We start from the raw sequence: 14,840 nt of genomic DNA, 5'->3' as shown, positions 1-14,840 counted from the left end.
ATTAAACTAGCCCGCGTAGACTGTGCCGTGCGCAAGCTCCGTAGCGAGGCAGCCACTCGGACACGTTGCCCCACATTCAGACGTTCCCGGTAGCTCCTCCGATCTACAACTACGATCGTTCGCTCATCTAGCTCCAACGGCCATTCTTTTAACGCATATAATGAATTCTAGTTGGGATAACCAATGGATCGTGTTCGGTATTATGCCTTAAAGCGCTCCCTGCCGCCGACTATCGTACGAACGACCTTAACCCTTTTGACCTGTTCGACGGGCGTCACCAGAAGGTCCGTATCAAGCACGGTCAGGTCGGCCAGATAGCTGGGTGCGATCCGACCGAGCTTGCCGTCCTGGAACCCGGCGTAGGCGTTGTTGACGGTGTACGCGGTCAGCGCCTGGGCGACCGTCGTCTTCTGGTCAGGAAGCCAGCCTGCCGGGTTCTTGCCGTCGATCGTCTCGCGTGTGACAGCGGCGTAGATGCCCTCGATCGCATCGAGCGGCCCGACCGGCCAGTCCGATCCGAACGTGACGGTCGCCCCGCTGTCGATCAGCGAGCGGAACGCGTACGTGCCGCGCAGCCGCGCCTGGCCGATCCGCTCGATTGCCCAGCGTCCGTCGTCGATCGCATGGAACGGCTGGACCGAGGCGATAACGTGCTGTTTGGCAAAGCGCGGGATCGCCGCCTGCGACAGATGCTGCGCATGCTCGATCCGGAAGCGACGATCACGCGCGCCGTTCTCGCGGACAATCTCCGCATACAGATCGAGCACGTCGTCGTTGGCGAGGTCGCCGATCGCGTGCGTGGTGACGTGCAAGCCCGCCCTGTCCGCACCGCCGACATACGCCTTCAAGTCGGCCAAGCTGGTGACGCGGACGCCGTGCTGGTCGTGCGCGTCGGTATAGGCGTCGCGGAACACCGCGGTGCGCGAGCCGAGCGAGCCATCCGCAAGCGCCTTGACCGCACCCCAGCGCACCCAGTCGTCGCCGCGCCCCTCGGCCTTGACGATCGCGGCCATCTTCTCCCAGTCGCGGATCGGCACGAAGCAGTAGAATCGCAGGTCGGTCTCGCCCTTGGCGCGAAGCTGCCGCGCGGTCTCGTACGTCGTCCAGTCGAACGGTTCGGGGGTATGAACCTGCGTGAAGCCGCGGCTGAGCGCATGGGCGATGCCGCCGCGCATAATCGCCTGCCATTCGCTCGGCGTCGGCACCGGGAACACCCGCTCGGCCAGCGCCTTGGCGTTGTCCTTCAGGATGCCGGTGGGCTCGCCCTGCGCGTCGCGGACGATGACGCCGCCCGCGATGTCGGGCGTATCGCGCGTGATCCCCGCGATCTTCAGCGCCGCGCTGTTGAGCAAATACATGTGCAGGTCGGTGCGCGGGATTGCGACCGGCGTGTCCCCTGTCGCCGCATCGATCCACACGCGCGTCGGCAACTGGCCGCCCAGACGCTGCTCGTCCCAGCTGCCACCGAGGATCCACTTGCCCGGCCGCGCCCTCGCCGCCGCACCGAGCCGCGCGGCGAAGTCGGGAATCGTGGTGGCGGACAGCAGATCCGGCTGCATCAGCGCAGCCGAGCCGATCATGAAATGCGTGTGGTTGTCGATGAACCCCGGCGTCACGAACGCGCCCTTAAGGTCGATCACCTTGGTTGCGCGACCGATCGCCGCCTTCACCGCCCCCGACCCGGTCGCGACGATCCGGTCGCCGACGAGGCCGATCGCGTCGGTATACGGCTGCCGCGGGTCGCCGGTCCAGGCATTCGCGTTGACATAGGCGACGTCCAGCACGCGCTCGATCGCCAGCGCCCGTCCCACCGACGCCCAAGCCACCCCGCCTGCCAACACCATCCGCCGGTCGATCATCGTCATGCTCCCATCATCGGACGATCGTGTCAGACGCCGACGCAGCGCGGACCCGCCAATTTTCCAATCCCGGCGGAGCCAAGCTGGCCCTCCCGGATTTTGCGTGTTGGCGCTTGCGGCGACGAGGCGGGTCGCGAGAGTGGCCGCATAAGGGGAGATCATGACGCACCACCGCCCTGCCACCGCGCCTGCTCCCGCATGACCGGGATTTTCGAAACGTTCGACAACAGCGACGTGCGCGATCTGATCGCGGGCTATCCGCTCGCCTGGGTGACGGCGCCAGGCCACGCCCCGCCCAGCCTGCTCCCGCTGCTTGGCGAATATGATGCGGAGGGACGGCTCACGCACCTGCTCGGCCACATGGGGCGGCGCAATCCGCTGCACGCGCAGCTGACGCAGGCGCCGACCGCGACGATCCTCGTCAACGGCCCGAACGGCTATGTCTCGCCCGAACATGCCGACCGCCGCGACTGGGGACCGACCTGGAACTACGCGCAACTCGTCATCGACGCGCAGCTCGTCTTCCTCCCCGACGAGACCGACCACGCACTGGGCGCCCTCACTTTCGCGATGGAGGGCGAGCACTGGACGCCGCGCGAACTCGGCCCACGCTACGACGGCATGGCCGCCGCGATCATCGCCTTCCGCGCCGAAGTCACCAGCCTGTCGGGTCGCTTCAAGCTCGGCCAGGACGAGGCACCCGCCACCTTCGCGGCGATCCTCGAACGCCACCCCGACAAAGCCCTCGTATCCTGGATGCAAAGGTTCGCACGGAAGCAGGCATAGAACACGACTTGCCGCCAGGACTTGGCCCCCTATGCTAGCCGCTCCACGATCGGGAGAGCGGGCCAATGCTGAGACCCTGGAAGATCACGCTGGGCCGCATCGACCCGGCCTTGCGGACGCCGCTCTACCTCCAGATCGTCCACGCGATCATCCACGAGATCGAGCGCGGCCGCCTGCCCCCCGGCGCCTTCCTGCCGAGCAGCCGCGAACTCGCGACAATCCTCGGCGTCAACCGCAAGACCGTTGTCCTCGCCTATGAGGATCTAATCTCGCAAGGCTGGCTGCTGTCGGAGGGCACGCGCGGCACCGTCGTCGCGGCGCTGTCGACCGAGCTGCGCAAGCCACCACCGCGACCCTCGATGCCGAGCGCCACCACCGCGCCCGAATACCGCTTCCGCGCGCCGCCCGAACGATCACTCGCGCTGTCGCCCGGCAAGGGCATCAAGCTCGACGAGGGTGCGCCGGACGGTCGCCTGTTTCCGGCCGACATCCTCTCGCGCGCCTATCGGACCGCGGTGCAGCGCGCGAGCCGCGACAACCGACTGCAATATCGCGATCCACGCGGCTCGCCCCGATTGCGCGAGGCGGTCGCGACAATGCTGCGCGGCGAACGCGGGCTGGCGGTCACCGCCGACGATATCTGCATCACGCGCGGCAGCCAGAACGGCATTTACCTCGCCGCGCGCACGCTGTTGCAGCCAGGCGATACCGTGCTGGTCGAGGCCCTCACCTACGAACCCGCGGTCGCCGCCTTCACCGATCTCGGCGCCAACATCGTCCCGGTCGGGCTCGACGAGAACGGCGCGGATGTCGAGGCGATCGAGCGCGCCTGCCGCAAGCACCGCGTCCGCGCGATCTTCCTCACCCCGCATCACCAGTTCCCGACCACCGTCGCGCTACGCCCCGAACGGCGCCTGCGCGTGCTCGAACTCGCGCGGCAATTCGGCTTCGCGGTGATCGAGGACGATTACGACCACGAATTCCATTTCGAATCGCAGCCGCTGCTGCCGATGGCGAGCTATGCGCCCGGCCGCGTGATCTATGTGGGTTCGCTGTCGAAGCTGCTCCTGCCGGCGTTGCGCGTCGGCTATATCGCCGCCCCCAGCGCCTTCATCGAGGCGGTGGCGCACGGCGTCTCGCTGACCGACGGCATGGGCAACACCCTAACCGAGGATGCCGCGGCGGACCTGATCGTCGAAGGCGAACTTCGCCGCCACGCACGCCGCGTGACTCAGGTCTATGCCAAGCGGCGCACCGCGTTCGACCAGGCGCTCGCCGCGACGTTCGGTGCCGCGATCGACTACCGCGTCCCCGATGGCGGCCTCGCCTTCTGGCTGCGGTTCGCCGACCCTGCGCTGCTCGACCGGATCGAAGCCGGAGCGCCGGAGCACGGCCTCAGCCTCGCCACCTCCGCGTCGTTCGCGACCACCGACGACGCGCCACGCGGCCTCCGCCTCGGCTTTGCCAGCCTGACCGAAGCCGAAGCGGTACGCGCGCTGACCTCGCTGGCCGCGGCAGGCGGCATCCCCGCCGCCGGGTCCAGCGCCGACGATCGGCACGCCTTGGTCCCGTCGACATCATAGGACTGGATGTTTGTACGGTTCCAGTTTGAGCGGACCCTATACCCTCAAGATCAGAGCCGCGACGGTCGAAAAGACCGCAGATGGCCGCAGGACGGTTCGGGCAATTTGATGCGGACGGCGCCAGAGGTGCCGGTCGCCGAGCATTGGGGGCGAGCTAATGACATACCGGTTTCTCACTACGACGGCGTTGGTGAGCGCAACAGCGCTCTCGCTGACCGCGACTCCCGCGGCCGCACAGGTCGCCAGCACCACGGCGCCCGGCAACGCGTCTCCGGACGCGCCCGTAGCGTCCGAGCCGGTCACGAACAGCTCCGACGACATCGTCGTGACCGCGACAAAGCGCAACGAATCGCTGCGCAACGTCGCGATGCCGATCAGCGCGGTGACGGGCGACCAGCTTGCCAAGGCCAACGCCAACAGCCTCTCCGACTATATCGCGCGCCTGCCGGGCGTCGTCTTCAACGATTACCAGCCGGGCATATCGGAAGTCGTGATCCGCGGGATCGCTGCGACCACTTACCACGAGCAGGGTCAGACCACGGTCGGCTATTATCTCAACGAGATTCCGCTGGTCGAGCCGGGCTTCCCGATCGGCATCCCCGACGTCGACACCTTCGATCTCGACCGCGTCGAGGTGTTGCGCGGGCCGCAGGGTACGCTATTCGGTTCGTCGACGCTCGGCGGTCTCGTCAACTACGTCGTCAAGACCGCCGATCCGGGCAAGATCGACGCCGCCGCACAGGGCCTGATCGGTTCGACCAAGAACGCGAGCGGCGACCTGAACTACGCCGGCAAGGTCATGTTCAACCTGCCGATCATCAAGGACAAGCTCGCCGTCCGCGTGATGGCGCTGCAACGCTATGATGCAGGCTATCTCGACAATACCGGCACCAACAACCAGGGCAGCAACGATTTCCGCACCCGCGGCGCGCGCGGGTCGATCGTCTTCACGCCGGCCGAGGGGACCAAGATCACGTATCTGGCGACCTATCAGCAGAGCAAGCTGTCCGACCAGACCTACCTCACCTCGCTGGATTCGCTGACCCGCGTGTCGGCGCGCGAGGAGCCGCAGAAGACGAGCTTCTTTCTCAATTCGCTACGCCTCGACCAGGATCTTGGGTTCGCGAACTTCACCGTGTTCGGCTCGGTCGACAAGAAGAAGAACAGAACCGTCTTCTCCTACCCCTATGCCTATGTCACCGGCGTCACGACGGGCGACGCCGCCGCCTATTCTCTCGGCGACGCAACCGCGAACATCAAGCAGGTCGAGGCGCGGCTTGCGTCCGCGGGCAATGGTCCAGTCCGCTGGCTGATCGGTGCAAGCTACCTGCGCGCGAAGAAATTCAGCTACGACCAGATCTACCAGCAGGGTGCCGGCGCCTTCATCAACGCCAATCCGGCACTGTTCGGCGGCTATAGCGGGACGCAGTTGACGCCCAACGACCGCATCTACGGCTATGCCTCCGACACGCTGAACACCGATCTCGGCATCTTCGGCGAGTTGTCGTGGCGGCCGGTCGAGCAGTTCGAGATCTCCGTCGGCGGCCGCTATTACGACACGCGCGCCAAGGCGACCGTCACCAACCAGGCCGGCGCGCTCGGCGGCTATCCGGGCGGATACACGCCGGTCGGCTCGGGGGGCAGCGTCGACCAGAAGGAGGACGGCTTCACGCCCAAGGCGACGATCTCATTCCGGCCGGTTCCCGGCTTCCTCGCCTACGCGACCTATTCGAAGGGCTTCCGGGTCGGCGGGATCAATCCGAATGCCGGGCTGCTGTCGGCTATTCCCGCCGCGTACGACAGTGACACGGTCGACAATTACGAGGCCGGCGTGAAGTTCGGCCTGTTCGACAACCGCATCCTGCTCGACGCCACGGTGTTCACGATCGACTGGAAGAACATCCAGGCACGACTGTTCGGCCCGGCACCTGCCTTTTACTCCTACGTCACCAACGCCGGCAGCGCGAACATCGGCGGCGTCGAGTTCTCGGGCACCGTCAAACTGACCAGGGCGCTGACGTTCAGCTCGAACGTCACCTATCAAGATGCGCAACTTACCAGCCTGTTGCCGGACAGCTTCGCGGTCGGCGGTGGCTACGCGTCGGGCACGACGCTGCCGGGGTCGTCGAAATGGGCGGTCGCCAACAATCTCGTGCTCGACCTGCCGAACGTCAAACTGGCACCGACGTTCGAGATCGCGCATCGCTACGTCTCGTCCGCCCCCGTCGCGTTCGGCAACACCAACACGCGGGGGAATTTCAACCAGTTCGACGCGCGCGCCTCCGTCACCGTGATGGAACGCGTCCGGCTGCTCGGGTTCGTCAACAACGTGCTCGACAAGCGCGGCGTCCTCAACGCGCCGTTCACCGATCAGGTCGCCCCGGCTTATTCGATCATCCGGCCACGCACCTACGGCCTGCGCGTCGATATCGGGTTCTGAGGGTGCGGCATCGCATGACCTCGACGCTGCCGGTGCTGGCCCTGTTGCTGGCCGGCACCGCGCCGCTTCCTCAGACCGCAACGCCTGTGGCCGCCGAAAAGGGCGGGCCGATCGCGCCCGCCGACATCATGCGGCTCCACGATATGCGCGATGTCGAGATGTCGCCGGACGGCAGGACCATCCTGTTCACCGTCCAGCCGCAGATGGCGACTTTCGGCCCCGAGCAGCGGACGATCTGGTCGGTCCCCACTGACGGCAGCGCGCCCGCCCGGCGGTTCGTCACCAGCGCCGGCGCGGACGACACGCCGCGCTGGTCGCCGGACGGACGCTCGATCGCCTTCCTCTCGAACCGCAAGAACCCTCTGTCGGGTGGTGCCGATACCGGGTTCGAGTTCAAACCGGATATCTCGGCCGGCCCAGGCGCGCCGGTCGACGCGACCCCGCCGACCCCGCCGACCGCACCGGCGGCGTCCGGCGAGCCATCCCGCCAGCTCTGGGTGATCGCGCGCGATGGCGGCGAAGCGACTCCGCTCACCGCGCTACCCGGTGACATCGCGGACTTCGTCTGGTCGCCCGATGGCACCAGAATCGCCTTCCTCAGCACCGATCCCGATACCTCTGCGGAAAAGGCCGATCGCGCGGCCAAGCGCGACTGGGTCGAGATGGACAAGACGCGCCACGTGACGCGGCTCTGGATTCTCGATCTGGCCAGCCACACGGCACGGCCTGTTTCTCCGACCCACGTCAGCGTCAGCAACATGGCGTGGTCGCCGGACGGCAAGCGCATGGCGGTGCGCGTGACCGACACGACCGCGATCAACGACTATTTCTACCATTCCCGCATCGCGCTATTCGATACGGCGAGCGGCACGGTCGGCAAGACGCTGATCGAGCATGCTGCGGAAGGACCGCTCTGGTCCCCCGACGGCACCGCAATCCTCGGTTCCGAAATCCGCACGCCGGGTTTCATCGGCGTTGGCGCCCGCGTGTACGACCTCACCATCGATACGCTGTCGGCGCTGGCGGACGATCACCCCGGCCTGCTGACGCAGGTCCGCTGGGCGGCCGACAGTCGCTCTATCGTCGCGCTGTCGTTCGAACAGACCCGATCGAAGCTCGTCCGGATCGCGCGCAAAACGGGACGCGTCATACCGCTGGCACAATTGGACGGCGAAGCCTCCGACATCACCGCCAGCCGCGACGGGCGCCATCTCGCGGTCTCGCTGTCGAGCCCCGACCGCCCCGCCGACGTCTGGACGATCGACGGCGCCCGCGTCCGCCCGGTCACGACGATCAACCCGCAGGTCGCGACCTGGAAGCTCGGCCAGGTCCGCCAAGTCTCCTGGACCAACAGCCGCGACGGACAGGCGATCCACGGCGTTCTCGTCACGCCGCCCGGCTACGTCGCCGGCACGCCGATCAAGACCGTCGTCCAGGTTCATGGCGGCCCCGAATGGGCATGGTGGTCGGGATGGCTCGGCAGTTGGCACGAATGGGCGCAGATGCTCGCGACCCACGGCTATGCGGTGCTGCTGCCCAATCCCCGCGGCTCGGACGGCCAGGGTACGGCGTTCGCACGCGCGGTCAGTAACGACTGGGGCGGGATGGATTATCAGGACGTGCTCGACGGTGTAGACATGCTCGTCGCCCAGAAGATCGCCGACCCAGCGCGGCTCGGCATCGGCGGCTGGAGCTATGGCGGGTTCCTGTCGGCCTGGGCAGTCACGCACGGCGACCGCTTCAAGGCGGCGATCGTCGGTGCCGGGCCTACGGACATGACCGCGATGGCACGGATCACCGACACTCCGGACTTCACCACCGGCTATTTCGGCGAGCCGTCCGCGCACCTCGGCGATCTCGACCGCGCGTCGTCGATCCGCTTGCTCGACAAGGTCCATACGCCCGTGCTCGTCCTGCACGGCGAACAGGACACGCGCGTGCCCGTCACGCTCGGTCTCGAATTCTATCGCGGTCTGAAGTTGCTCGGCAAACCCACCGAGATGGTCCGCTATCCGAGGGAAACGCACTGGTTCCACGAACCCGAGCATCAGGCCGACATCCAGCGCCGTGTCCTGGCCTGGTTCGACGCGCACCTCTAGGACCAGCTCATGGACAATGCTCTCGACCCCGACATCCGTATCTTTACCGAGATCCTGCGCGAGGACTGGAGCCGGTATCCGTCCCTTGACACTGTATCGACGGTGGAGGCACGGCGGATCGCCGAACTGGTGCGCGCACGCTGGACCGCCGGCGGACCGGTCATGCGCGAGACCCGCAACATCCAGGTCGAAACCGGTGCCGGCAGGCTTGGCTTGCGGATCCACCGTCCGGTTGGCGTCGCGCTCGAGAACGCGCCCGCCTTGCTCTACATTCACGGTGGCGGCTTCGTCTTCTTCAGCCTCGACACGCATGACCGGCTGATGCGCGAATACGCTGATGCCGGGCAGTTCGTGGTGATCGGGATCGACTACCCGTTGTCGCCGGAAGCGAAGTATCCGGATGCGCTCAATCGCATCGTCGCACTGGTCGACTGGCTTGGCGAGCATGCTGCCGAACTCGGCATCGACGCGACGCGCTTGGCGATCGGCGGAGACTCGGCAGGCGCGAACCTTGCCCTAGCGACGTGCATGAAGCTGCGCGACGCCCCCGGGCACTCTGCGATCCGGGGCATACTCTCGAATTACGGCGCATTCTCAAGTGATGTATCCGACGCAGCAGAGGCGGCGTATGGTGGCCCAGACGCGCTCCTGACCCAAGCGGACATGGTGTACTTCTTCGATCACTATCTCGTATCGGGCGATCAACGCGACGATCCCTATTCGTGCCCGCTCTCGGCGAGCGACGTATGTGGCCTACCGCCGATCCTGCTCATCATCCCAGAACTTGACGTCCTCGCCGAGCAAAGCTTCGCCCTTGAAGAGCGATTACAGGCTGCCGGTTGTGCCGTGGCACGCAACGTTTATTTGGGGGCAACTCACAGTTTTCTCGAAGCGATGTCGATCGCCCCTCTCGCTCAGCAGGCAATCCGTGACGGCGCGTCATGGATCCGCAAGCAACTGCTTTCTCGTTTGCCGAAGTAATGACGACCCAAAACCGGACGCCCAACTGGCTTCGCGCCTTCCCCACTTTCTGACGTTCGTTCAGGTCTACGCCGCTTCGCCAAATGCCCCGCCAGGCTGACAGCTGCACCACCGTCTTCTTTGTAAATTCTACGAATTAGCCGGCAATATTGCCCCTCTCACGGCTTCTTGAATCAAGTATCATCTCTCGTCTGCCACTTCATATATCTCGGTATCTCATCGGCATCGATTGGCAGGGTTCGCCCCCTCTCGTCCACGCTCGGTTGTCGTTGGCCCACACGTGAGGGTCTACCTTACCAAGCCATTGCAATCGATATCGTTGCCAAAGGCACGATAGATGCGGTCGTGCCGCCAGGAGCGTCGAGCCACCTAAGCTGACGGTCACGAACGAGAGCAAGAATTTCGCCCTGCAATGAAGCCTTCGCGCCAGCAATCCTCAACGGCTGAGCCACACTCATCCCGGCGCTGCCGTAGACCCTGTCTCCGCTATCCGCTGCATAGAAGCTGCGCCAACCGGCACCGACCGAGACCGGCACCGTGAGCGTAGGGCCGTCCTTTGCGCGCGTGAGGGGGAAAGCGGGGGCTATGCCGACGATCGTGTAGAAGCCGCCCTGCCCCTTCGTCCGCGTCGTGGCGGTAAAGCGGGGAGCAAGGAATCCCACTGCGTCCTTGCCGGTGTACAGGAACGTCAGGCTGGCTTCATGGGTCGTCCCCGCCACGCCGTTGGGACTTGCCTTGATGGCATAGGCTGCGGCGGCCGACAGCCCATCGACCGGTCGACATGCCAGACCGACGATCGTGTTGCTTTCGTACCAACCGCGCGGTCGGGATCTTTCGTCGGGGCGGGGCGCGTGAAAGCCGTTTGAGCTTTGCCCTACGAGGAACAGCGTCCCCTGCCCGTCCGCACCGCGCTTCAGCACTGCGGCGGCGCCGACCGAGACATGGACCGGAACCCTGCCAAAACCGGCGGCATCGTCGTCATACGCACCTCGCGCGTAATCGCCGTTGCGGACGTCGAACGAGACGATCGGATGAACGCTCCCACCGCCGACATCGACCTCAGATAACGTTGCATCCTCGGTGTCGATGAACGGCACGGTCTGCGACGACGCGGGTGACGCAGCGACCAACGCGAGCGTCGCTGCGAGAACCATCAAGGCCGGTATGGTCACGAGGTGCGTCGCACCATCCACACGGTATCCCCGGCATCGTCGACGACGAAGATCGCACCGTCATCGCGCGTCTGGACGCTTACCGGTCGACCGTAGACTTCATTCTTCTTCTCGTCCGCGACGAACCCGGTCAGGAACGGCTGCGGCGCGGCCGTCGGTCTTCCGTTCGCAAATGGTACCGCGAGCACGTCATACCCGATGAACGTTGACCGGTTCCACGAGCCATGCCGCGCGACATAAGCAACCTGTTGCTCGGCCGGCGTTCCCTGTGCGAACGCTACGCCCAGCGCCGCGGCATGGGGACCGACCGCGACGTCGGGCATCAACGTCGTCGCCAACAGTTCGCGCTTGTCGTTCGCATGACGCGGATCCTGCTTGCCGTAATAGCTGTAGGGCCATCCGTAGAAACCACCATCGCGCACACCGACGAGATAGTCCGGCGCAATATCGTCGCCGAGCTGATCGCGTTCGTTGACGGCGGCCCACAGCACGTTCGATCCCGGCGCCCACGCCATACCGACCGGGTTGCGAAGCCCGGATGCATAAAGACGCTCCCGTCCGGTACGAAGATCGACCGCGAGAATTGCTGCCCTGCGTGTCTCCTCGTCCATGCCATGCTCACCGACATTGGACGCCGAGCCAACCGACACGTACAGTGTTCGCGCATCTGGACTGAGTAGCAGGTTTCGCGTCCAGTGATTGTTGTAGCCACCCGCAGGCAGCGACACGATCGGCTGCGGCGTTGCAGTCACGCGCGTCTGGCCGGGCGTGAACGGGACACTGACGACTCCGTCGGTATTAGCGACATACAGGCGACCGTTGCCGTACTGCATCCCGAACGGCTGGTTGAGCCCCTCGATTAGTACGAAACGCTGTTCGGCGACGCCGTCGCGGTTCGCGTCGCGTAGCAAGGTGATACGGTTGGCGCTGAAGCCGGTCGTCTTCGACAGGGCTTGGCCACGCTGGACGTCCGGCTCGGCATCGAGCTTGGGCTTCGTACGAGCCTCTGCGACCAGCACGTCGCCATTAGGTAGCAACAGCGCCTGGCGAGGATAGTCCAGTCTGCCAGCGAATTTGACTACCTCAAACCCTTGCGGCGTTTTCGGCTTACGTCCCTCGGGCCAGCCAATCGTTCTGGGGTGGTTGACTACGGACGCGGTCGCATAGGGCTCTGCTTGCGCCTTCAGGCCGACCACTGCCGGTGTTTTCTGTGCGACGGCGCCGCTTGTCAGGCTTAAAACGGTGACGGTAGCAAGGATCGTTTTCATAATGTCTCCCGGATTATGATCGATAGTGTAACCCCCTGACATTCAGGGATATCCGCGAGACAGACAGCCGTGCGAATTAATTAGGGTCCGAGCGATCGGCCCTTGGTGCAACGTCCCATGGTCGGGGAACTGCTCGAAGCACTTAAAATGACAAAAGTTTCACGTTCACCGTGGCACGAAAAGGCTGCCGCGCGTTGTCGCCGTTCCTCAGCGAACGGGCTATCATGCCGAAAACACTCACTATTATCGGCATGGGTGCCTGCGGCGTTGCCGCATTCGCCGAAGCTGTAACGCGGCTTAGCTACGATCCGGGCGAAGGTTGGATGATCCACCTGATCGAGCGTGACGATGAGCTTGCGCGGGGATTGGCGTTCGGCACGAAGCAACCCGGGCATCTCCTGAACACGGAATCCCGCCTCATGGGGCTCTACGACCGCGAGCCGGGCGATTTCCGAACCTGGCTGGAAGCGCGGCGCGCGGCATCCGGCTCCCCGCTAGATCCCGATGGCGTCGAATACCCGCAGCGACGCGAATACCGCGTCTATATGCAAGAGGTTCTCGACCGTGCGCTCGATCAGGCACGGACCACCGGGATCGATGTCCACGTCCACCGCGAGGAAGCTATCGCCATCGAGGGCGATCATGCCGCGGCGACGGTTCGGCTCGCGAACGGGTCGATGATCGCGACGGACGTCGTCCTTCTGACGATCGGCACGCCCGATCCGGATCGGTTCGGCAACTTGAACGGTACGCCCGGCTACTTCGACTCCCCCTACCCCGCCCACCGCATGACCGAGAAAATCGACCGAAATCAGTCCGTGGTGGTCCTCGGCAGCGGCCTGAGTGCCATCGACGCGGTCATGACACTGCTGGACGATGGGCATCGCGGTCACATTCACCTGATATCGAAGGAGGGGATGTTGCCACGCGTTGAGATCCCGGCGCCCGAGACAGGCTATGACCGTCAGCACCTTACGCTTGGAAACGTCCATCGGCTGATCCGCGAGCGGGGCAGCGCCTTCTCGGTGGTCGACCTGTTCCGCCTCTTTCGTCTTGAAGCCGAGACGGCTGCCGGACGCGCGATCGACTGGCAGGCGGAGGACCGATACGACGGTGACGCCAAGGTCGCCTTGCTGCACGACATTGCGGCAGCGGAAGCCGGAGACGAACCGTTCCAGCGCATTCTCACCGCCGCGCGGCATGATTCGACGGCGATATGGAACCTGTTGCGCCCCGCCGACCAGAAACGATTCGGGCAATGGTTGGCGCCGCATTTCGCCGCGGCGCGCTTCGTCACGCCGATGGCGAACGCACGGCGCTTGGCGGATGCAATGACCCGCGGGTTGCTCAGCGTACGCGGGCGGATCGACGAGACCGTTGCCAACGAGAGCGGTACGGGCTTCACCGTCCGGTTCGAGAATGGCGACACGCTCGACACGCCGGTCGTCGTGAACGCCACGGGCCAGGCCACCACGCTCGATGAGATGAAGGAGACGTTGATCAAGGACCTGCTCGCGAAGGACTGGTTGCAAGCACATCCGGTCGGCGGGGCCATCGCCCACCGGGCAACGTGTCGGATCATATCCGCCACGCGCGACGCGCCACGACTCTACGCACTCGGCCAATTGCTGAACGGCGAGTTGCGTGACACCAACGCGGTCTGGTTCAACGTCGAATGCACCGGCCGTGCGGTCGACGACATTTTGCGCCAACAATGAGCGCGCTCGGCAACATCGCCGCGGCGCTCCTGCCGCTCTACGGGGTGATCCTGCTGGCATGGGCTTTCGGCGCTCGTGTGCCTTGGGCAGCGAAGCTGTGTTCGAAGGTCCTCGTCTTCGGCCTCATCCCGTTGCTGGTCATCGACAAGGTGCTCGGTGCGGAAACACGACAGCTGTTGGTGATCCCGCCGCTGATGTTCGTCGTCTCCGCCCTGATGAGCATCCCCGCATACCGGTTGGCCAAGCGACTCGGCGGCGACTTCGACCCGAAACTGCTGTCGGCGTCCTTCTCGTTCTTCAACGTCGCGTTCTTCGGGGTGCCCGTCAGCCAGGCGTTATTCGGCGAGGTGGGCGTATCGACGGTGATCTGCGCGTATGTCGGCAGTGCCCTGTACGGCAACACAATCGGGTATTTCCTCATTGCCCGTACCAAGGAGGGTACACGCACTGAAGCGACCAAGGCGTTGCGGGTGCCGCTCGTCTATGTCGTCATCGGCTCGCTACTAGCGAAGTGGGGCGGCGTCACGATGCCCGAAGCGGCAGCGCCTATCGTCTCGATCGCCGGCACACTGGTCTCGGTTCTTGGCATGGCGGTGATTGGCCTCAACCTTGCCGAAACCGGCCGGGACGACTGGCGGCCAAGGCTGATGACGCGCATCCTCGCGGTCAGGCAGATCGCCGGTCTAATACTGCTCGGCGCGGCGCTCGCACTAGAAGCGGCATTCGTCGGCATATTGAGCCCGCGCGACCGCGTGATCGTCGGGCTTGTCGCCCTGTTCCCGATCGCCAGCAACGTGACCCTGTTCGCGACCCTCCTCGACACGAACCGGAAGGCAGCAGCGATCCTTGTCGCGCTGTCGAGCGTCGTATCCCTTGTCCTCGTCCTGCTCATCGTGGGCATGTTTCACTCGGCCATACCGACGCGTTAGTCATG

Annotated in this window: 10 protein-coding genes; 7 read left to right on the top strand and 3 right to left on the bottom strand. The window is 65.1% G+C overall.

Annotated features, from left to right (window positions below):
- Positions 1-200: 200 nt before the first annotated feature.
- Positions 201-1,865, bottom strand: coding sequence for an amidohydrolase (locus tag ASE69_RS05270; protein WP_235518148.1), 1,665 nt, complete (start codon positions 1,863-1,865; stop codon positions 201-203).
- Positions 1,866-2,057: 192 nt separating this feature from the next.
- Here ASE69_RS05270 and ASE69_RS05265 point away from each other — a divergent pair, with 192 nt between their 5' ends.
- From ASE69_RS05265 to ASE69_RS05245, 5 genes are all read left to right on the top strand, one after another.
- Positions 2,058-2,645: an FMN-binding negative transcriptional regulator gene (locus ASE69_RS05265; RefSeq protein ID WP_056484031.1), complete on the top strand. Its 588-nt coding sequence runs from the start codon at positions 2,058-2,060 to the stop codon at positions 2,643-2,645.
- Positions 2,646-2,710: 65 nt separating this feature from the next.
- Complete coding sequence (locus ASE69_RS05260; protein WP_056484028.1) at positions 2,711-4,228, top strand: PLP-dependent aminotransferase family protein; 1,518 nt, start codon at positions 2,711-2,713, stop codon at positions 4,226-4,228.
- Positions 4,229-4,418: 190 nt separating this feature from the next.
- A complete protein-coding gene (locus ASE69_RS05255; protein ID WP_235518145.1) occupies positions 4,419-6,668 on the top strand; it encodes a TonB-dependent receptor in 2,250 nt (749 codons plus the stop codon).
- 14 nt (positions 6,669-6,682) lie between these two features.
- Positions 6,683-8,767, top strand: a complete 2,085-nt coding sequence (locus ASE69_RS05250; protein ID WP_056484025.1) for an alpha/beta hydrolase family protein — start codon at positions 6,683-6,685, stop codon at positions 8,765-8,767.
- A 9-nt stretch (positions 8,768-8,776) separates the two neighbouring features.
- Entirely contained in the window at positions 8,777-9,748 is a 972-nt protein-coding gene (locus tag ASE69_RS05245; RefSeq protein WP_056484022.1) for an alpha/beta hydrolase fold domain-containing protein, read from the top strand.
- Between the two features lie 293 nt (positions 9,749-10,041).
- Here ASE69_RS05245 and ASE69_RS05240 read toward each other — a convergent pair whose 3' ends face one another.
- Positions 10,042-10,902 carry a hypothetical protein gene (locus ASE69_RS05240; RefSeq protein ID WP_156362167.1) on the bottom strand — a complete coding sequence of 287 codons (861 nt, stop codon included), beginning with the start codon at positions 10,900-10,902 and terminating at the stop codon, positions 10,042-10,044.
- A 14-nt stretch (positions 10,903-10,916) separates the two neighbouring features.
- Positions 10,917-12,188 (bottom strand): PQQ-dependent sugar dehydrogenase, encoded by a 1,272-nt coding sequence (locus ASE69_RS05235; RefSeq protein WP_056484016.1) that lies wholly within the window; start codon positions 12,186-12,188, stop codon positions 10,917-10,919.
- Between the two features lie 224 nt (positions 12,189-12,412).
- Here ASE69_RS05235 and ASE69_RS05230 point away from each other — a divergent pair, with 224 nt between their 5' ends.
- Both ASE69_RS05230 and ASE69_RS05225 read left to right on the top strand, forming a co-directional pair.
- Positions 12,413-13,906 carry an FAD/NAD(P)-binding protein gene (locus ASE69_RS05230; protein ID WP_156362166.1) on the top strand — a complete coding sequence of 498 codons (1,494 nt, stop codon included), beginning with the start codon at positions 12,413-12,415 and terminating at the stop codon, positions 13,904-13,906.
- Positions 13,903-14,835, top strand: coding sequence for an AEC family transporter (locus ASE69_RS05225; RefSeq protein ID WP_056484010.1), 933 nt, complete (start codon positions 13,903-13,905; stop codon positions 14,833-14,835). The genes ASE69_RS05230 and ASE69_RS05225 overlap by 4 nt, the downstream gene beginning before the upstream one ends.
- The last annotated feature ends 5 nt before the right edge of the window (positions 14,836-14,840 follow it).

This window comes from Sphingomonas sp. Leaf208, from assembly GCF_001421415.1.
In the GTDB taxonomy this organism is placed as follows: Bacteria; Pseudomonadota; Alphaproteobacteria; order Sphingomonadales; family Sphingomonadaceae; genus Sphingomonas.
Note: the sequence above shows the minus strand (reverse complement) of the source record. Positions and strands in the feature narration are given on the sequence as shown.